We start from the raw sequence: 17,014 nt of genomic DNA, 5'->3' as shown, positions 1-17,014 counted from the left end.
GGCCCCCAGATGCGGGGGATTGGCGGGGAAGGTCAAGGGAAAAGCGTCACATGCCTAGCGCGGTGTGCAGGTCCCGCCCGCGCTGTATTGGCCTGGCGAAAACGGCGATCTGGTCGGCTCATCCACGAGCGGTGCGATGGCGTTGGCGTTGGCCTGCCCGGTTTGTTTGAGATAGGAAAGCGTGTAGTCGATCGACGGCGCAAAGCCCACGCGGGTCTGGACGTTGCGCAGACGCCAGCGCACGGTCAGGCGCTTGTCGTTATTGGTGCTGACCTTGGCGGCGATGGGGGCGCCGAATTCCTGGTTGATCAGGCTGTCAAACACCGATGCGGTCTGAGTCGCGGGATCGAACTTGACGATGATCTGGCCCCGGATCCAGCTATTCACGCCCTGCTTGGGAAAGGTGCAGTTGAACTCCTGCGCGCCTGCCGCGCCCGCGGCCAGCAGCACGCCGGACAGGATTGTCGCCAGAAACTTCATGCTTTCGCCCCCCAACAGGCCCTTGTGACCCTTCTGTCCTAGATTTGGTCACGACCGAGGGGGGATTTCAATAGGTTGGCGCAGGATTTTCCAGGTAATCCTTGCCCGTACACCTGTTGCACCACAGCTCATCGCATCCCGCGCGGCAGCTTGCCGGGAACGCAGCGTCCGTTGGCGGCATCAAAGGCATGGGCCCCGGAGTAGGACCGCACCATCAGGCGTTTCTGCTTCTTGAAATAAGTCGCCTTGAAGGAAAAATCTCGATGGTCCCGCACCGCACCGGTCCGCGAGTCCTTCATCGGAATTTGGCGCACTTTCCACTTGAAGTGGAGCCGTTCATCCGTGTTGCGCGTGATCTTGGCTAAGACGGGCGTTTTCGCCACAATGAGTGTCACCTCGTCCATCACGACGACGCGGTTGTTCCCGGTATCATGGGAAAAGAAATACCGGCTCGTTGCTGCACCGGTACGCGGCAAGTCAGTCATGGTGCAATCCATCACGGTCTGCGCCTGTGTCTGACCGGCAAGCACCGTGGAGAAGGCCATGGTTGCGGCCATGGCCGCGCCCCGGAGGGAGATTAGCTTTTTCATTGTGCAGTACCTGTTTGGAGAAAGTTGCGTGTTTTGTCGATCATCAGGGGCACCAGCGATTACTGCTGGGACCATCTTGCGCGCTCGTTGACCCCACGCCGGCGCCCTGTTTCAAGCACCCATCGTCAGAACTGCGTGCTTGCTTTCGAGCCTTTGCGGCCCGCGCGTCTTGCTGCAACTTCGCAAGAACACGTGGGTCCTTGATGGCTTTGCAGGACCCACGGCCCAGATGCGTTCTGGAGTGAAGGCCGTTATGCATCGTTTGCCCGGTTGCTTCCAACGTCGCGGTCAAATCCTTCTTGTACACGACAAACCGGTAGACCGGACGGTTCATCACGGTCGTGCCGCCGGGTTTGGCGGCGACAAGATCCCAACGCGCGACAAGCGTGTCCGCCCGGTTGCTCAGGATTTCACCCTCTACCGGACCGCCCTGGTTCCTGGTCATCTCGTCCGAGACAACGACACTGCCATAGCTGGTCACGCCGACCACGATTTCCTTGGGGATTGCGCCCTTCTTGTGGGTGCTTTTCATCGTGCATTGCAGGGTGACGCCGCGTTTTTAGGTCTCTGCCTGCGCGGGCGCGAACAAAACGCTCATTGCGGAGCCAAAAAGCGCAATGCAGACAAGCGTTGCCCGCACCGAACGCGGCAAATTGTTTTCTGGTCGTATCAATTTGATCCTAATGCGCCGTCGTGCCCGGTGCAGCATAGATGATTAACCCGACAACCAGCAGAATAGCGGCTACCCGGAGCAGATTTTTCGATGTCATTTTCATTCGACGCCCTCTTCACGCGCCCCCACAAGAAACACTCAAAACGGCCTTTTCACTCTGGAATATTCCCCAAAAAACATCCCGGAGCGGCGTGCACCCGGCCCACAAATGACCCGGCGAACCCCATTGACCGACGCAAGACAAAGAAGCGAAACGCCTTCTGGGCGGCCTGTCCGTATGGATTTCATCCCGGCAGCAGAATGAAGACCCAAGACACCCAAAGGGGGAATGCCCCCCTCAGAAAAAGCCAACTCTCTGAACAATAACGATTCTAATACACCTCTGCGTTGTAATGATTTTGCACCGTCGCTACTTGGCGTCAACACAAAAAAATGCGCGGCCCTTGCGTCAGGACCGCGCATCACATGCAGATTCGTGTATTTATCAGGCCAAATGCCCGACTTCCCCTCCGGGCGTTGCCGACAACCTGAGAATGTCGAACACGTATTGCGCCACGGACCGGAAGCAGATCACTTCGAGACTGCCATCGTCATTGGCCCAGAACGCGCCGGCCACCTGCGCAAGGCGTGTGCGGCGGATGTCGCCTGCGCCAAAGGCGTCCGGCGACAGGTCGACCGGGGCAAGCTTGGCCAGAACCTCGCGGGCACCCTGCCCCGAAACGCGGAACACCGCCCGCGCGTCCGACACGTTGACCACCAGCGCATGCTGCCCGGCCAGTTCCGCCTTCAACGCGGCCACGATGTCGTTGGCCGACCCGTGCGCGACCATGACCAACAGTTCGTCTGGCGACATCCACGCCACCGCGCCGCTCTTGCCAAAGGCAACCTTGCGGGTTTCGGGCATCGCCGCGCCAATGACGTTCTGGACAGCCGCTGCCATCTCCTTGGACGCCAGATCACCGCGCACGGTGATCATGCCACGCAACCCGGTTTCCTCGACACGGGCGAACCCGTCAAAGCTTGCCCCATTGAGGGCGCTCACAGCCTCAGACATTCTGCTTCTCCCCGTCCTTGTCATAGAACACCGGATCGACGATCTTCGCCTTCACCGTGCTACCATCCACCTTGTTGAACTCGATCACCTCGCCCATGCGTTCAGGCCCGCGATGCACGATCCCCATGGCGATGCCCTTGTCCAGCGTCGGCGAATAATAGGTCGAGGTGACGCGGCCCTGGGTGTTGCGTTGACCGTTGGTATTGGTGCCCTCTGCAATCGCATAAGAGCCGTCCGGGATCACCGAGCGATCAAGCGTTTCCAGCCCGACCAGCTTCCAGCGGTTCGGATCGGTCATGTGCGGACGCTGTTGCGCGCGTTTGCCAAGGAAATCTTCCTTCTTCTTGGAAATCGCCCAGTTGAGCCCAAGATCCTGCGGGATCACCGTGCCGTCGGTTTCATCCCCGATCATGATAAAGCCCTTTTCGGCGCGCATAACGTGCAACCCTTCGGTGCCATAGGGCATGATGTCGAACTCTTCCCCGGCCTTCAGCAGAGCATCCCAGAAGGCGCGGCCCTGGCTTGCGGGCACGGCGATCTCGTAAGACAGCTCACCCGAGAAGGAAATCCGGTAGGCCCGCGCGTCAAAATCGCCGATCTTGCCGTCTTTCCACTCCATGAAGGCCAGCGCCTCTTTGCTGACATCCATGTCGCCGCCCAGCTTCTCGATCACCTTGCGGGCATTTGGCCCCACAACGGCGATCTGGGCATATTGCTCGGTCACGTTGGCGGTATAGACCTTCCAGTCCCACCATTCGCATTGCAGCCAGTCTTCCATCCAGCCGTGAATGCGCTCGGCCCCGCCGGTGGTGGTGTGGCAGAGGAACGTGTCTTCGTCGATGCGCGCAACCACGCCATCGTCGATCAGGAAGCCGTTCTCGCTACACATCAGCCCATAGCGGCATTTGCCGGGTTTCAGCGTCGACATCATGTTGGTGTAGAGCAAGTCGAGGAACTTCCCCGCATCCGGCCCCTTGACGATGATCTTGCCCAGCGTCGAGGCATCCAGCAGCCCGACAGAGTTTCGGGTTTGCAGGATTTCCCGTTTCACTGCGTCGCCGTGGCTTTCGCCTTTGCGCGGATAGCAGTACGGGCGGCGCCAGTGGCCGACCGGCTCGAAGAAGGCGTTCTGTTCTTCATGCCATTCGTGGATCGGTGTGCGACGCAAAGGCTGGAACGCCTCATCACGCGCTTCACCGGCAATCGCGCCAAAGCTGATCGGCGTATAGGGCGGGCGGAACGTGGTCGTGCCAACGGAAGGGATCGGCGCGTTGAGCTGACCAGCAAGCGTTGCCAGACCGTTGATATTGCTGAGCTTGCCCTGATCCGTCGCCATGCCAAGCGTGGTATAACGCTTGGTGTGCTCGACGCTTTCATAGCCTTCCTGCGCGGCCAGACGCACGTCCGACACCTTGACGTCGTTCTGATAATCCAGCCACGTCTTGATGCGCAGTTTCGGCCCCGCGCCCTGCGGCATGAGCCAGACCGGCTCCATCGCCGCTTCGGGCTGTGGTTCGGCCTTGGCCGGGTCCCAGTCACCGGGTTCAAAGCCACAGGCCTTGGCCGCGGCCAGACCCGCCGCACGGGCATCAGACAACACATCGGCCATGTCAAGCGGGCCGTTGGCGCTGCCTGCGGGGATGACGAACCCTTCGCCGTCCTGGTTGGTCGGCGGGCGGGTGGCGTCGGGCCGGAAATGGGCCTGATCCTCGTCCCAGACCAGCTTGCCGCCGCAATGGGACCAAAGGTGCACCACGGGCGACCAGCCACCCGACATGGCGACCGCGTCGCACTTGATCTCTTCCAGCACGCTGCCTTCGCCCGCCTGCGTGCAGATTGCCACGCTGGTGACGCGTTTGCCGCCCTTGACCTTGGCGATGCCTTTGCCGTTCTCGATCCGAATGCCAAGCGCGCGCGCCTCTTCGGCCAGCGCCCCGCCGCCCATGTTGCGGGCGTCCAGAATGACGGGCACTTCCAGCCCGGCCTTCTTGAGCGCAATCGCGGTGCGATAGGCGTCGTCATTGTTGGTGACGACCACGGTGCGGTCGCCAGCCGACACGCCCCAGCCGTCCACGTAATCGCGCATCGCTCCGGCCAGCATGACGCCGGGAATGTCGTTGCCTGCAAAGGACAGCGGGCGTTCGATGGCGCCGGTTGCGGTCACGATCTGTTTCGCGCGGATGCGCCACAGGCGGTGGCGCGGCGCATTGGCCAGCGGCGTGTGATCTGCCACGCGTTCATAGCCCAGCACATAGCCGTGATCATAGACCCCTGCCCCCATCATCCGGGTGCGGATGGTGACGTTCGACATCGCCTCGAGCGCCTCTGCGGCCTCGGTGACCCAGCCATCCACCGACATGCCGTCGATCTCACCCCCATCAATACGGGCACGCCCGCCCAGATGCGAGGTCTGTTCCATGATCAGCACCTTGGCTCCGGCGGCCCCGGCGGCCAACGCCGCCTCAAGACCGGCAATCCCGCCGCCGACGACGACCACATCGAAGAAGGCATAGAAATGCTCGTACCGGTCCGCGTCGCGGTCTTTCGGCACTTTGCCAAGCCCCGCCGACTGGCGCACGATCGGTTCAAAGACGTGTTTCCACGCGAAACGCGGGAACATGAAGGTCTTGTAATAGAACCCCGCCGGGAAGAAGCGGGTCATGTGGTTGTTGATCGCGCCCACGTCGAATTCGAGGCTCGGCCAGTGATTCTGCGAGGTGCAGGTCAGCCCGTCGAAAATCTCGGTCGTGGTGGCGCGCTGGTTTGGTTCGAACTTGCCGCCCTCGCCCATGTTGACCAATGCGTTCGGCTCTTCGGCGCCCGAGGCCACCACGCCGCGCGGGCGGTGATACTTGAACGACCGGCCCATCATCATCTGGTCATTGGCCAGAAGCGCCGAGGCCAGCGTGTCGCCTTCGTACCCGGCAAACTGCTTGCCGTTGAAGCTGAACTTTACCTGTTTGTTGCGGTTGAGATACTTACCGCCGGATGCGAGACGTGTGCTCATGAGAATTCCCTCCAGCGCCAGCCGGGATATTTCGCGGAAATCTTGTCCTTGATGTCCTTTGGCGGTTCCAGCGTCTGCGCCGGATAGGTGCCAAAGACCTCAAGCGTTGTTGTCGACCGGGCAGCATGGAAGAACTTGCCGCAGCCGTTGGAATGCCGCCAGCGCTCGAAATGCACGCCCTTGGGGTTTTCGCGCATGAAAAGATAGGTTTCGAACTCGTCATCGGTTGAGCCGGGGCCAAAACGCTTGAGGTGCGCTTCGCCTTCGGCATGCAGTTCGGTTTCCTCGGCATGAACGCCGCAATAGGGGCATTGAAGGGTTAGCATGTTGCGTCCTCCTGCAAAAAGTTGAGGGCAGCGCCCGAGCTTGGGCGAGTGCTGAAAGCGCCCTCCCGTGGGGAGGGTCGGGCGCTGCCCGGCATTGCCGGGCATGTAATTGCCGGGCATGTAACGGTCACGTCAAACATCAATGCGCCACCCCTGCGGCCACTGATTCATCAATAAACCGGCCTTCGATAAAGCGTTCCATGCCGAACTCGGCGCAAAGCGGACCCGGTTCGCCCTTGGCGATCAGCTCGGCCGTGGCCCAGCCGCCACCGGGAATGGCCTTGAAGCCGCCGGTGCCCCAGCCTGCGTTAATGAAACAGTTGCCCAACGGCGTCTTGCCGATGACGGGCGAGCGGTCGCCGGTCACGTCCACGATCCCGCCCCACTGGCGCAGCATCTTGAGGCGGCTGACCATCGGGAAGGTTTCGCACAGCGCGCGCACGGTTTCCTCGATATGGTGGAACGATCCGCGTTGGGTGTAGTTGTTGAATCCATCGGTGCCGCCACCAATCACCATTTCGCCCTTGTCCGACTGGGACATGTAGCCGTGCACCGTATTGGCCATCACCACGACGTCCATGCAAGGTTTGATCGGCTCGCTGACCAGCGCCTGAAGGGCGACGGATTCCATCGGCAGGCGGAACCCGGCCATGTTCGCCAGATCGCCCGAGTTCCCGGCCACGACAAGGCCCAGCTTGTCGCAATCAATCGGTCCTTTGGTCGTGTCGACGCCTTTGACCACGCCGCCTTCGGAACGGACGCCGATGACTTCGCATTTCTGGATGATGTCCATGCCCATATCCGAGCACGCCCGCGCATAGCCCCAGGCTACGGCGTCATGCCGCCCGGTGCCGCCGCGCTCCTGCCAGAGCCCCCCCAGAACCGGGTAACGCGGCCCATCAATATTGATGATCGGCACCAGCTCCTTGACCCGCTCCGGTCCGATGAACTCGGTCTGAACGCCCTGAAGCGCGTTGGCATGCGCCGTGCGCTGATAACCGCGCACCTCGTGCTCGGTCTGGGCAAGCATGATCACGCCGCGCGGGCTGAACATAACGTTGTAGTTCAGGTCCTGGCTCATGGTCTCGTAGAGCGAACGCGCCTTTTCATAAAGCGCCGCAGAGGGATCCTGAAGATAGTTCGAGCGGATGATCGTGGTGTTGCGGCCGGTGTTGCCGCCCCCCAGCCAGCCCTTTTCGATGATCGCCACGTTGGTGATCCCGAAATTCTTGCCAAGGTAAAAGGCGGTGGCAAGGCCATGCCCCCCGGCCCCAACGATGATCACATCGTATTTCTTCTTCGGTTCGGGCGAACGCCACGCGCGTTCCCATCCGGTATGGAACCGGGCGGCTTCGCGGGCGATGGCAAAGGCTGAATAGCGTCTCATGGGCAGTGATTCCGATTAGGGAGAGTCCTGATACGATCTTATTGAACTGCTGCGCCCTCGGACAGGCGGTTCAAACCGCCGCATTGCCGTTCGGTTGCGACATACGCTGTCGTGATCACGATTTGCCCTTTTTCCCGCGCCCCTCCGCCTATAGATGGGGGACACTTGCAGGAGGCATCGAGGCATCATGGTATTCTGGATCACGGCAGGCGCTCTGGCCCTTGTGGCAGCAGGCATCATCGCGCTGGCGGTTCGTCGGCAACGCGGCAACAGCGAACATCCGGCGGAATATGATCTGCGCGTGTATCGCGACCAGCTCAAGGAAGTCGACAAAGATCTCGCACGCGGCGTGATCGACGAGGCCGACGCCACACGCATCCGCACCGAGGTGTCGCGCCGCATCCTTGCCGCCGATGCCCAGCTCAAGGCGGAACAGGCCGGTGAGACCACAAAATCGCGCGGTGGCATGGCGTTGATCGTCGCCATGGGCGTGGTTCTGATCGGGTTGAGCTTTCTTGGTTACTGGCAACTGGGCGCGCCTGGCTTTCAGGACCAGCCGCTGTCGCTGCGCATGGAAGAAGCCCGCGCGCGCATGGACAGCCGCCAGAGCCAGGCCGAAGCCGAGGCCGAAGTGCCCGCCTCTCCCGGCCCGACGCCGGACGCGGATTTCGTCGCCCTGATGGAAAAGCTGCGCCAGACCGCCGCCGAACGTCCCGACGACCTGCAGGGACAGGAACTGCTGGCCAGAAACGAAGCCTCGATGGGCAATTTCAAGGCCGCCTATACCGCTCAGCAACAGATCATCCGCATCAAGGGTGACCGCGCAAGTTCCAGCGATTACAGCATCTTGGCCAACATGATGATCGCCGCCGCCGATGGCTATGTCTCGCCCGAGGCGCAAGCCGCGCTGCGCCGGGCGATGGAGATCAACCCGGCAAACAACCTCGCCCGCTATTACTGGGGCCTGATGCTCTTGCAGAATGACCGCCCGGACCTGACCTTCAAGATCTGGGATCAGGTGCTGCGCCAGAGCCCGCCGGACGCGCCCTGGGTGCCCGCGATCCGCTCGCGGATCATGGATCTGGCGTGGTTTGCCGGCGTGGAATACCAGATGCCCGCCGCGCCGCACTCCGGCGACGGTCTGTCCGGCCCAAGCAGCGACGACATGGAAGCGGCCAGCGAAATGTCGGCCGAAGACCGCCAGGAAATGATCCGCGGCATGGTCAGCAACCTCGCCGAGCGTCTCGCCACAGAGGGCGGCACACCCGAGGAATGGGCGCGGCTCATTTCTGCCTATGGCGTTCTGGGTGACAGCGAACGCGCACTGGTGATCTGGGAAGAGGCCAAGGGTGTCTTTGCGGAAAACCCCGAGGCGCTGGCTATCGTGCGCGCGGGTGCGGAACGTGCCGGGGTCGCGGACTGATGAACACGATCTTCGAGACCATCGAAGAAATGGCTGCGGTGCTGCCGCCAATGCAGGCGCTGATGGGGCTGGACCTTGGCACCAAGACCATTGGCGTTGCGGTATCGGACAGCTTCCAATCGGTGGCCTCACCTCTGGAAACCGTCAAGCGCAAGAAGTTCGGCATCGACGCCGCGCGCCTGATCGACATCATCGACAAGCGCTCGATTGGCGCGATCATCCTTGGCCTGCCGCGTAACATGGACGGCTCCGAAGGGCCGCGCTGCCAGTCGACCCGCGCCTTTGCCCGCAATCTTGCGCCCCTCGTGGCGATTCCGATCGGGTTCTGGGACGAACGCCTGTCCACCGTGGCCGCCGAACGTGCCCTTCTTGAGGCGGATACGACCCGAAAACGTCGCGCCGAGGTGATCGACCACGTCGCGGCGTCGTATATCCTGCAGGGAGTGCTGGACCGTCTCGGACATATCAGGAGCGCGCAATGACCAAGGACGCCGTGTGGAAACGCAACGAGATCGAAAGCCCCTGTGTGCAGGTCTGTGTCGTGCATCCCGAGGAACGTATCTGCACCGGCTGCCTGCGTTCGATTGACGAGATCACGCGCTGGTCCAAGATGGATGCCGACGAACGCAGCGCGATCATGGCCGAGTTGCCGTCGCGCGCGCCGCGTCTGAAGAAGCGCCGTGGCGGACGGGCCGCGCGACAGGCGCGCGGCGCCTAAGGCCGTCAGCCGCCGTAGATCCGCTGTGCCAGCGCCCGCGCTTCCTCCCACAGGGTCGCCCCCTTGATCAGGATAATGGCGTAAAGAAGGGTCAGGAAAATGGCAAAGTCGATCATGATCCCACCGCCATGACAAACTCGCTCTCCACGACTTCGATGTCTTCCGCGCTCAGGTCTGGAAAACCGCCCTCGACCCTTGCAATGATCTTGTCGGCATAGAGCACCAGCGCCACACCGGCATTGTCGGGATCTTCCGCCACCGACACTTCGCCGTCGTCCCCCACCGGGGCCAGCACCATCAACTGATCTTCCGCGCCGTTATAATCGCTGATCCACGGGCTGGTGAACTCGGCAACCCAGGGGCCGATCACGAAGGTATCTTCGCCTTCACCGCCCTCGGCCTGATCGCCGGTTCCAAGATAGAGCATGTCATCGCCATCGCCGCCCTTGAGCGTATCCGCATCAGGTTCGTCGGTTGGACCCCACATGTCATCGTCGGTCCCGTCCTCGATGCCATAAAGCACGTCGTTGCCATGCCCGCCCTTGATAACATCCTCACCCGTGCCGCCTTCGATCGTATCGTCACCCTGCTGGCCCAGAAGCGTGTCATCACCGTTGCCGCCGCGCAGGCTGTCCTCGTTGGCGCCCCCTTCAATGTCATCATCACCGGTGCCGCCGCGCAGTTCGTCATGCCCGTCACCGCCACGCAGGATATCATTGCCAGCCTGACCGTTGACAAAATCGTCGCCATTTCCGGCGCGCACGATGTCCGCGCCATCACCCGAGGTAATTGCATCGTCCCCGGTGCCGCCCTCGATGCTGTCGTCCCCGGCCCCGCCGTCGATCGAGTCATCCCCGGCCCCACCATTCAGGGTATCATCTCCGCCTTCACCGCTGATTGTATCGGCATTGTCCGTCCCGTTGAGCAGATCGTCCGCAGAGCCACCGATAACCATTTCTCCCTGAGGGTCGCCGTGATTGTCATTGTCATCATCGTCGTCGATCCAATCGACAACGGCATATGCAATGGCAATCCCCCCAAGTATCATCAAAGCCGTCAACATGGCGCTAATCCTCAAACAAAAGCAGACGCCAAAATGTTAACACATTCTTGCCCCATTCTGAGGAAATTGAGAAATCCGTTTCGCCATCAGGGACAGTTCCCCGCCACAAGCAAAACCTGTTTCCCCAGACGAGACAAAAGGCTCTCAAATCACGGTTGAACAAGCCACTCCGCAACGCTCACCGCCACATTCGGACGGAAATAGGCAACAATTCTAAGCGCGTTTTCGGGCGCTGATTCTGCGGACCACGGGGCAACACCGTGCAGGCAGAGACGATGCAGCAGATAGGCTTCTCCGGGTTTCGCACAGACCGGAACGCGCGGACAGGACTCAAAAATCCTGCGACGCGTGGTCTGGTAAACATCGGTGATGTCGACCTTTTGCCAATCCGTTTCCGGATAGGGCAGCAGCGCGGCCTGCAACGCCGCGCGCATGATCTCGTGGCTGCCCTCCCACACCACGAGCGGCGCTTCCTCGGGGGTGTTTTCCGTCAGCGGCAAACCGAGGATCCATGCGTGGCGCTCGTCAATGCGGCGGCGCCGATCCGTGCCAACGGCCTTGATCCCGTCCACATGCGCTGCATCGCGGTTTTCACGATAGCGGAACGCCGCCGCGCTCTCCCCATCGCGCGGCTTGGGATATCCCGGCCTCACCACCGAAAGCTGTGCCTTGTGAAGGTGTGGCAAAGCCCCGTATAGCGCCTCGATGGCGCTTTGCGGGGCGCCCCCGAGCGGCGCGCCGCCGGGCAAGGCCCCACGCCCGTCATTGGGCAGGGCATCCACTCCGACAAACCATGTCTTCTCGCACACCCACCAATGGGAAAGCGCCGGGTCGCGCATGGCGACCTCTCCGGCCTTCCGCGCGATCCCGGCCCAGCCCAACACCCCCGCATCAAACGGGATCTTCATCCAACCTTTTTCGGAAAACGCCGTCACCAACCCAGCGCTTTTCGCAGCATGTTCAACGCCACCAGCGTCAGGAACAGCGCAAATACCCGGCGCAGCGGTTTGGGGTCCATGGCGTGGGCGATCCTGACGCCGATGGGCGCGGTCAAAAGGGTCATTGACACGATGATGGCAAAGGCCACGAGATTGACCGCCCCAATGGTCAGCGGCGGTCGGTGCGCGGCATCGATTTCAAGAAACAGGAAGCCGATCACCGAGGGCACCGCGATCAGCACGCCAAACCCCGCCGCCGTCGCCACCGCCCGATGGATCGGCGTATTGAACAGGGTCATCACCGGCACGCCAAAGCTGCCCCCACCAATCCCCATCAGCACCGACATGAAACCCATGACCGTGCTGAGGACCCGCTGCAAGAGGCCCTTGGGCATCGCCTGTCCCAGCCGCCATTCGCTGCGCCCGAACCCCAGATAGGCCCCGATCACGATGCCAAGGCAGCCAAACACGAATTGCAGCGTCACCGAGCGCAGGTTGGCCGCGACAAGCACACCGATAATGGCCCCCACGGCAATCCCCGGTGCCCAGCCGCGCAGGATCTCCCAATCCACCGCGCCCTTCTTGTTGTGGCTCATCACGGACCGCACGGATGTCACGATGATCGTCGCCAGCGAGGTCGCAAGGCAGATCTGCATCAGCTGCGGCCCGCCATATCCCAGCGCCTGGAAGGCATAGAAAAACGCCGGCACCAGAACAATGCCGCCCCCCACACCCAACAGCCCCGCCAGCACGCCGGCCAGTCCGCCAATAGCAAGCAACAGGACAAACATCTGTATCAACAGGCTGGCATCAGCGGTCATGTAGGGGTCTCCGGGTCTGTTCGCTTGCGCGATGTAAAGCGGATTTCGCCCGCTCCCGCAAGCGCAGTGGGCGAACAAGAACTCAGGCCGCAGCCGCCCCACTTACATGACCAAGCGCCTCTTCGACCAGTTCCGGCCCCGCGCCGGGACGCGTCGCACGTTCCGAAAGCGTGCGCCGCCATGCCCGCGCGCCCGGGCGGCCCGCGAACAGCCCCAGCATGTGCCGCGTGACCTGGTTGAGCTTGCCCCCGGCGCTCAGGTGGCGCTCGATATAAGGCAGCATGGCGTGCGCCACGGTCTCAGCGTCGGTCTCCCGGTCAACGCCATAAATCCGGCGATCCGCCCCAAGCAGGATATCGGACGGGCTATGATAGGCTGCCCGCCCGATCATCACCCCGTCCAACCCCGCCGCGAGATGCTGCTCGGCTTCGTCCAGTGTCGCAATGCCGCCGTTGATCGAGATATGCATGTCCGCGAAAGCGGTTTTCATCTCATGCACCAACGCATAATCCAGCGGTGGGATGTCCCGGTTTTCCTTGGGGCTCAACCCCTTGAGCCATGCCTTGCGCGCGTGGATCGTGACCCGCGTCACGCCCACGGCGCGGATTTTTTCAAGGAAAGCAGGCAGCACGTCGCGCGGTTCCTGATCATCGACGCCGATCCGGCATTTCACCGTCACCTCGACCGGGCTGGCCTCGGCCATCGCCGCCACGCAATCGGCCACGAGATCCGGCGTCTTCATCAGAACCGCCCCAAACGTACCCGACTGCACCCTGTCCGACGGGCACCCCACGTTCAGGTTGATCTCGTCATACCCCGCTGAAGCCCCCAGACGGCTGGCCGCGGCCAACTCTTCCGGGTCGCTCCCGCCAAGCTGAAGCGCGACCGGGTGTTCCTCGGGGTTGTAGTCCAGAAGATGCACCGCCCCGCCCCGCACCAGCGCCGGGGCCGTCAGCATCTCAGTATAGAGCAACGTCTCGCCCGACATCAGCCGATGCAGATACCGGCAATGGCGATCGGTCCAGTCCATCATGGGGGCAATGGACAGCCGCGCGCCCCTTGAAACATTGGGTTTTTCATTCTTTAGCAGCACGTTACGATCCGCTCCGATGTAGTTTCGATTGCAGTCGATGTAGTGCAAACATGGTCTCGATGTGCAAACGATTGCAAACGCCATGCAAACAAGTCTATGAAGTGCAAACAACTCTCACACCGTTTGCAAACGAAAAACTCATCTGCATGGCAAGCATCTATAAATCACGCAACAAATGGACTGCGCAAGTGAACTTGGACGGCAAGCGCCGATCCCGGACATTCTCGCACAAACGAGACGCCGAACGCTGGGCACGACAAGAAGAAGCGACACAAGACACCACAGGCACCGTTGTGTCCGTTATTACCGACCTGCGCTTTAACGATGTCATCGAAGCCTATCTTGATGAATTCGGCGATCAGGCCAGCCGGTCGAAGCTGGGCACGATCCGCCACATCTCGGAACTGATTGGCCGCACGCCCCTGCCGGATCTGACATCCGCGCGCATCCGGGAATTTGCAAAGATGCGCCGGGCCGAAGGCGCTGGCCCCGCCACGATTGGTCAAGACCTGACCTATATCCACACGATCCTGAAAATGGGCGGCGCGGTGATGGATATTAACACCGACACGGCGCTTGGAGCCTACACCAAGGCCCGCGCTATCCTGAACGCATCCGGCGCGGTAGGACGCCCCAAAGAGCGCGACCGACGCCCCACCGACGTGGAACTGGTGGCCCTACGGGAACAGTGGTCGAAAAGTCGTCGGGTGGTGCCGATCTGGGACATCACGCAATTCGCCATTTGCACCGCAATGCGCCTCTCCGAGATTACGCGGATCACATGGGATGATCTGGATGAAGCCGGGCGCATGGTCACAATCCGGGATCGGAAACACCCGCGTTCCAAGATCGGCAATGACCAGAATGTTCCCCTGCTACTCGGTCCTGTTGTGATCGACGGCGAGGTGATCGACCCGCTGGAAATCATCCAACGTCAACACCGTGTCGATCCCCGGATATTCCCACACGATCCGCGAACGGTATCGACCACCTTCACCAGAGGCGTCGCGTCTTGTGGCATTTCCGATCTGCGGTTCCACGATCTGCGACACGACGGCGTGTCCCGGCTCTTTGAAGCCGGATACCGGATTGAACAGGTTTCCCTTGTTTCGGGTCATCAGGATTGGAGCATGTTGCGCAGATACACGCAGATCAAGCCGGAGACGTTGCACCGATGACTCCCGTCGTCTGGGGTCCGGTGTCGTGGTTGGTCGATCCCCCCGATCAGGAGACCGTTGACCACCTCATAGCTGAACATGCTCACCAGCTTTGGTTCGCCGACGTGTCCGCATACTGGGACGCCGTACAGGCCGGAAATCGGGCCGTTGATGGCGACGACATGGCCGCGCTTGCGATCCATTACATCGAACGTGATCGCGCCCGTGTGGCCCAGTCTCGGGCCGCTGCGGGCAGTGTGAGGCGTGGCAAGTGGGATGCGGTCCGGGGTGAGGCTTTGGACCTTGCCGTCAAGATCACGGCGCGCCGGCGCGATCTGACCTTGTCTGCAGTTGCCGATCTGGTCTTGGTGCGCCTATCCGATGATCACGACGAATTGCCCGACAAACGGACCGTTTTGCGCTGGATGAAGAAAGTCTGACACTAGCGCCGCTAGCGCGACGACTCGGGCCGAATCTGTGCATATGAGGGGAGTCACCAAACGAAAGGTGACTCCAATGTCAGAACCCAAATACATGACCGAAGCAGGTGCAGACCTGCCCGATTACAACGACGGAACCCATACCGCTTGGCAGGGTTTGAACGTCCAGACCCGCGCCGACCTGTTGTTGCAGGGTGTTCCCTTCCCGTCCGAAACGGCGACGGAAACCCGGTGCCGCTTGAAGCGCGATCTTCAACTCTACAACGACGACGATCTTGCCGCGCTCTTGGACAATGACCTGCCCCCCAAATTCTCCCTCGTTCTGATGTAGAGTTTGCTCAACCTTTCGAAGGAGCAAACAGATGCGAAAGAGCCGTTTCACGGAAGCGCAAATCATTGGGATGATCAAAGAGCAGGAAGCAGGCATGCCGACAGCGGAGGTGTGCCGCAAGCACGGTCTCAGCCAGGGCACGTTCTACAAGTACAAATCGAAGTATGGCGGCATGGAGGTGTCGGATGTCGCTAAGCTGAGGGCGATGGAAGACGAGAACGCCAGGCTCAAGCGCCTTCTGGCAGATACGATGCTGGACAATGCCGTTCTGAAAGACTTGCTGGGAAAGAACTGACGACGCCAACCGAACGGCGGGATGCAGCGCTCAAGGCGATGCGGGATCATGACATCTCGCAGCGCCGAGCGTGCAGGCTCGTTGGTGTCGATCCCAAAACTGTCAGGCGTGAACGCCCGCCCGACAATCCTGAGATCAGGGAGGAGATGAAAGCCGTCGCAGTCCAGCGGCGCCGGTTCGGCTATCGGCGGATCGGCGTTATGCTGGAGCGCAAGGGGATGATCATGAACCACAAGAAGCTGTACCGCCTCTACACGGAGGAGAAGCTGGGCGTCAGGCGACGAAGGGGTCGCAAACGGGCGCGGGGATCGCGGACGCCAATGCCCGAGGCTCTGAGGCCCGGCGAACGCTGGTCTCTGGACTTCCTGTCCGACACGTTCGGGGCATCGCGACGGTTCCGCATTCTGGCGGTGAACGATGATTGCTGCCGCGAGAACCTGTGTCTGATGGCCGATACCAGCATCTCGGGTGCCCGTGTGGCGCGGGAACTGGATGCGCTTGTCCGGGTCTATGGTAGGCCCGCCAGCATAGTCAGTGACAACGGCACCGAGTTCACCAGTCGGGCGATCCTGAAATGGGCGAACAACAACGGCGTCGATTGGCATTACATCGATCCGGGCAAGCCCCAGCAGAACGCCTTCATCGAGTCCTTCAACGGCAGCCTCCGGGACGAGTTGCTGAACGAGGAGATGTTCGACAGCTTGGAAGATGCACGGCGAATTCTGGCCCTCTGGCGCTACGACTACAACAACGTCAGGCCGCACTCATCGCTCGGCAATCAAACACCCGCGGAAGCGCGCCGGGCGCTTGAGCCAAATGAGGGCTCCGCGCCCGGCGCGCTTGCCCAAACCGAAACCGAAGAATATGAAAACCAGACCCGCAGACTCTCGTTTTGAATGAGGGACCATCGGGGGGCAGGTCAGGACCTTTGCCGCCATGGCCAGATGGCGACCCGGAACGCGCCGTTTTCTTCGCGTGTTGGATTTGCGAGCGACTTGAAGCGGCATATGGCTGGGAAAAGGTCTTCGGCGCGCAAATGATGGGCGGGTTTGGCGACCGGCAATTCAACGACCGAATGCAATCCGCACTGAAAAACCTCGCCCGCAACAATTCCCGGCAACTCGCATCCGGCGGGGAAACAGGACTTGCTCCCATCGTCCGCGAGGGACTGCATCCGTGAACCATTTCAGCGCCCGGTCATGCACGATAGCGCCGACC

At 61.4% G+C, this 17,014-nt stretch carries 18 protein-coding genes; 7 read left to right on the top strand and 11 right to left on the bottom strand.

The genetic code is table 11. The features are described 5' to 3' along the window. Window positions 1-54: 54 nt before the first annotated feature. The 7 genes from ACS3QZ_RS02810 to ACS3QZ_RS02780 all read right to left on the bottom strand — a co-directional run bounded on the left by ACS3QZ_RS02810 (window position 55) and on the right by ACS3QZ_RS02780 (window position 7,517). Entirely contained in the window at window positions 55-480 is a 426-nt protein-coding gene (locus ACS3QZ_RS02810; protein WP_456036470.1) for a hypothetical protein, read from the bottom strand. A 128-nt stretch (window positions 481-608) separates the two neighbouring features. Next, window positions 609-1,070, bottom strand: a complete 462-nt coding sequence (locus ACS3QZ_RS02805) for a hypothetical protein (protein WP_456036469.1) — start codon at window positions 1,068-1,070, stop codon at window positions 609-611. A gap of 43 nt (window positions 1,071-1,113) precedes the next feature. Beyond that, window positions 1,114-1,602, bottom strand: a complete 489-nt coding sequence (locus ACS3QZ_RS02800; protein WP_456036468.1) for a hypothetical protein — start codon at window positions 1,600-1,602, stop codon at window positions 1,114-1,116. A 625-nt stretch (window positions 1,603-2,227) separates the two neighbouring features. Next, the gene (locus ACS3QZ_RS02795) at window positions 2,228-2,797 is read right to left on the bottom strand and encodes a sarcosine oxidase subunit gamma (RefSeq protein ID WP_456036467.1); all 570 of its coding nucleotides are present in this window, start codon (window positions 2,795-2,797) and stop codon (window positions 2,228-2,230) included. Beyond that, entirely contained in the window at window positions 2,790-5,804 is a 3,015-nt protein-coding gene (locus tag ACS3QZ_RS02790; RefSeq protein WP_456036466.1) for a sarcosine oxidase subunit alpha family protein, read from the bottom strand. Before ACS3QZ_RS02790 ends, ACS3QZ_RS02795 begins: the two co-directional genes overlap by 8 nt. Continuing rightward, window positions 5,801-6,130, bottom strand: coding sequence for a sarcosine oxidase subunit delta (locus ACS3QZ_RS02785; protein WP_093093933.1), 330 nt, complete (start codon window positions 6,128-6,130; stop codon window positions 5,801-5,803). Before ACS3QZ_RS02785 ends, ACS3QZ_RS02790 begins: the two co-directional genes overlap by 4 nt. A 139-nt stretch (window positions 6,131-6,269) precedes the next feature. Beyond that, the gene (locus ACS3QZ_RS02780) at window positions 6,270-7,517 is read right to left on the bottom strand and encodes a sarcosine oxidase subunit beta family protein (RefSeq protein ID WP_456036465.1); all 1,248 of its coding nucleotides are present in this window, start codon (window positions 7,515-7,517) and stop codon (window positions 6,270-6,272) included. Between the two features lie 187 nt (window positions 7,518-7,704). Here ACS3QZ_RS02780 and ccmI point away from each other — a divergent pair, with 187 nt between their 5' ends. From ccmI to ACS3QZ_RS02765, 3 genes are read left to right on the top strand one after another with little or no spacing between them, the layout of a single operon-like run. Continuing rightward, window positions 7,705-8,940 (top strand): c-type cytochrome biogenesis protein CcmI, encoded by a 1,236-nt coding sequence (gene ccmI / locus ACS3QZ_RS02775; RefSeq protein WP_456036464.1) that lies wholly within the window; start codon window positions 7,705-7,707, stop codon window positions 8,938-8,940. Next, entirely contained in the window at window positions 8,940-9,422 is a 483-nt protein-coding gene (gene ruvX / locus ACS3QZ_RS02770) for a Holliday junction resolvase RuvX (RefSeq protein ID WP_456036463.1), read from the top strand. Before ccmI ends, ruvX begins: the two co-directional genes overlap by 1 nt. Then, the gene (locus tag ACS3QZ_RS02765; protein ID WP_456036462.1) at window positions 9,419-9,658 is read left to right on the top strand and encodes a DUF1289 domain-containing protein; all 240 of its coding nucleotides are present in this window, start codon (window positions 9,419-9,421) and stop codon (window positions 9,656-9,658) included. The genes ruvX and ACS3QZ_RS02765 overlap by 4 nt, the downstream gene beginning before the upstream one ends. Window positions 9,659-9,770: 112 nt before the next feature. On the opposite strand, the gene ACS3QZ_RS02760 is transcribed toward ACS3QZ_RS02765, so the two are convergent. The 4 genes from ACS3QZ_RS02760 to dusA all read right to left on the bottom strand — a co-directional run bounded on the left by ACS3QZ_RS02760 (window position 9,771) and on the right by dusA (window position 13,573). Further along, entirely contained in the window at window positions 9,771-10,721 is a 951-nt protein-coding gene (locus ACS3QZ_RS02760; RefSeq protein ID WP_456036461.1) for a calcium-binding protein, read from the bottom strand. A gap of 149 nt (window positions 10,722-10,870) precedes the next feature. Beyond that, the gene (locus ACS3QZ_RS02755) at window positions 10,871-11,629 is read right to left on the bottom strand and encodes a phytanoyl-CoA dioxygenase family protein (protein WP_456036460.1); all 759 of its coding nucleotides are present in this window, start codon (window positions 11,627-11,629) and stop codon (window positions 10,871-10,873) included. Between the two features lie 23 nt (window positions 11,630-11,652). Continuing rightward, window positions 11,653-12,480: a sulfite exporter TauE/SafE family protein gene (locus tag ACS3QZ_RS02750; protein ID WP_456036459.1), complete on the bottom strand. Its 828-nt coding sequence runs from the start codon at window positions 12,478-12,480 to the stop codon at window positions 11,653-11,655. A gap of 82 nt (window positions 12,481-12,562) precedes the next feature. Then, window positions 12,563-13,573, bottom strand: coding sequence for a tRNA dihydrouridine(20/20a) synthase DusA (dusA, locus tag ACS3QZ_RS02745; RefSeq protein ID WP_456036458.1), 1,011 nt, complete (start codon window positions 13,571-13,573; stop codon window positions 12,563-12,565). Between the two features lie 146 nt (window positions 13,574-13,719). On the opposite strand from dusA, the gene ACS3QZ_RS02740 reads away from it, so the two are divergent. The 4 genes from ACS3QZ_RS02740 to ACS3QZ_RS02725 all read left to right on the top strand — a co-directional run bounded on the left by ACS3QZ_RS02740 (window position 13,720) and on the right by ACS3QZ_RS02725 (window position 16,692). Next, entirely contained in the window at window positions 13,720-14,751 is a 1,032-nt protein-coding gene (locus ACS3QZ_RS02740) for a tyrosine-type recombinase/integrase (RefSeq protein WP_456036457.1), read from the top strand. After that, window positions 14,748-15,170 carry a hypothetical protein gene (locus ACS3QZ_RS02735; protein ID WP_456036456.1) on the top strand — a complete coding sequence of 141 codons (423 nt, stop codon included), beginning with the start codon at window positions 14,748-14,750 and terminating at the stop codon, window positions 15,168-15,170. The genes ACS3QZ_RS02740 and ACS3QZ_RS02735 overlap by 4 nt, the downstream gene beginning before the upstream one ends. 76 nt (window positions 15,171-15,246) lie before the next feature. After that, window positions 15,247-15,501, top strand: a complete 255-nt coding sequence (locus tag ACS3QZ_RS02730; protein ID WP_456036455.1) for a hypothetical protein — start codon at window positions 15,247-15,249, stop codon at window positions 15,499-15,501. Window positions 15,502-15,532: 31 nt separating this feature from the next. Then, window positions 15,533-16,692 (top strand): IS3 family transposase gene (locus ACS3QZ_RS02725; protein ID WP_456035993.1). Its coding sequence is split into 2 segments (ribosomal slippage): window positions 15,533-15,782 and window positions 15,782-16,692, totalling 1,161 coding nucleotides; the frame shifts between segments, so codons are not numbered across the junction. Window positions 16,693-17,014 lie beyond the last annotated feature (322 nt).

Source organism: Shimia sp. W99 (genome assembly GCF_053851455.3).
The sequence above is the reverse complement of the archived record's forward strand: the minus strand, read 5'-3'. Positions and strand labels throughout refer to the sequence as shown.

Coding starts and splice junctions, on each gene's coding strand:
- ACS3QZ_RS02800 (WP_456036468.1), bottom strand. CDS start 1,602: ATGAAAAGCACCCACAAGAAGGGCGCAATCCCCAAGGAAATCGTGGTC.
- ACS3QZ_RS02750 (WP_456036459.1), bottom strand. CDS start 12,480: ATGACCGCTGATGCCAGCCTGTTGATACAGATGTTTGTCCTGTTGCTT.
- ACS3QZ_RS02740 (WP_456036457.1), top strand. CDS start 13,720: ATGGCAAGCATCTATAAATCACGCAACAAATGGACTGCGCAAGTGAAC.
- ccmI (WP_456036464.1), top strand. CDS start 7,705: ATGGTATTCTGGATCACGGCAGGCGCTCTGGCCCTTGTGGCAGCAGGC.
- ACS3QZ_RS02795 (WP_456036467.1), bottom strand. CDS start 2,797: ATGTCTGAGGCTGTGAGCGCCCTCAATGGGGCAAGCTTTGACGGGTTC.
- ACS3QZ_RS02760 (WP_456036461.1), bottom strand. CDS start 10,721: ATGTTGACGGCTTTGATGATACTTGGGGGGATTGCCATTGCATATGCC.
- ACS3QZ_RS02755 (WP_456036460.1), bottom strand. CDS start 11,629: ATGAAGATCCCGTTTGATGCGGGGGTGTTGGGCTGGGCCGGGATCGCG.
- ACS3QZ_RS02730 (WP_456036455.1), top strand. CDS start 15,247: ATGTCAGAACCCAAATACATGACCGAAGCAGGTGCAGACCTGCCCGAT.
- ACS3QZ_RS02765 (WP_456036462.1), top strand. CDS start 9,419: ATGACCAAGGACGCCGTGTGGAAACGCAACGAGATCGAAAGCCCCTGT.
- ACS3QZ_RS02785 (WP_093093933.1), bottom strand. CDS start 6,130: ATGCTAACCCTTCAATGCCCCTATTGCGGCGTTCATGCCGAGGAAACC.
- ACS3QZ_RS02780 (WP_456036465.1), bottom strand. CDS start 7,517: ATGAGACGCTATTCAGCCTTTGCCATCGCCCGCGAAGCCGCCCGGTTC.
- ACS3QZ_RS02790 (WP_456036466.1), bottom strand. CDS start 5,804: ATGAGCACACGTCTCGCATCCGGCGGTAAGTATCTCAACCGCAACAAA.
- ACS3QZ_RS02805 (WP_456036469.1), bottom strand. CDS start 1,070: ATGAAAAAGCTAATCTCCCTCCGGGGCGCGGCCATGGCCGCAACCATG.
- ACS3QZ_RS02810 (WP_456036470.1), bottom strand. CDS start 480: ATGAAGTTTCTGGCGACAATCCTGTCCGGCGTGCTGCTGGCCGCGGGC.
- ruvX (WP_456036463.1), top strand. CDS start 8,940: ATGAACACGATCTTCGAGACCATCGAAGAAATGGCTGCGGTGCTGCCG.
- ACS3QZ_RS02735 (WP_456036456.1), top strand. CDS start 14,748: ATGACTCCCGTCGTCTGGGGTCCGGTGTCGTGGTTGGTCGATCCCCCC.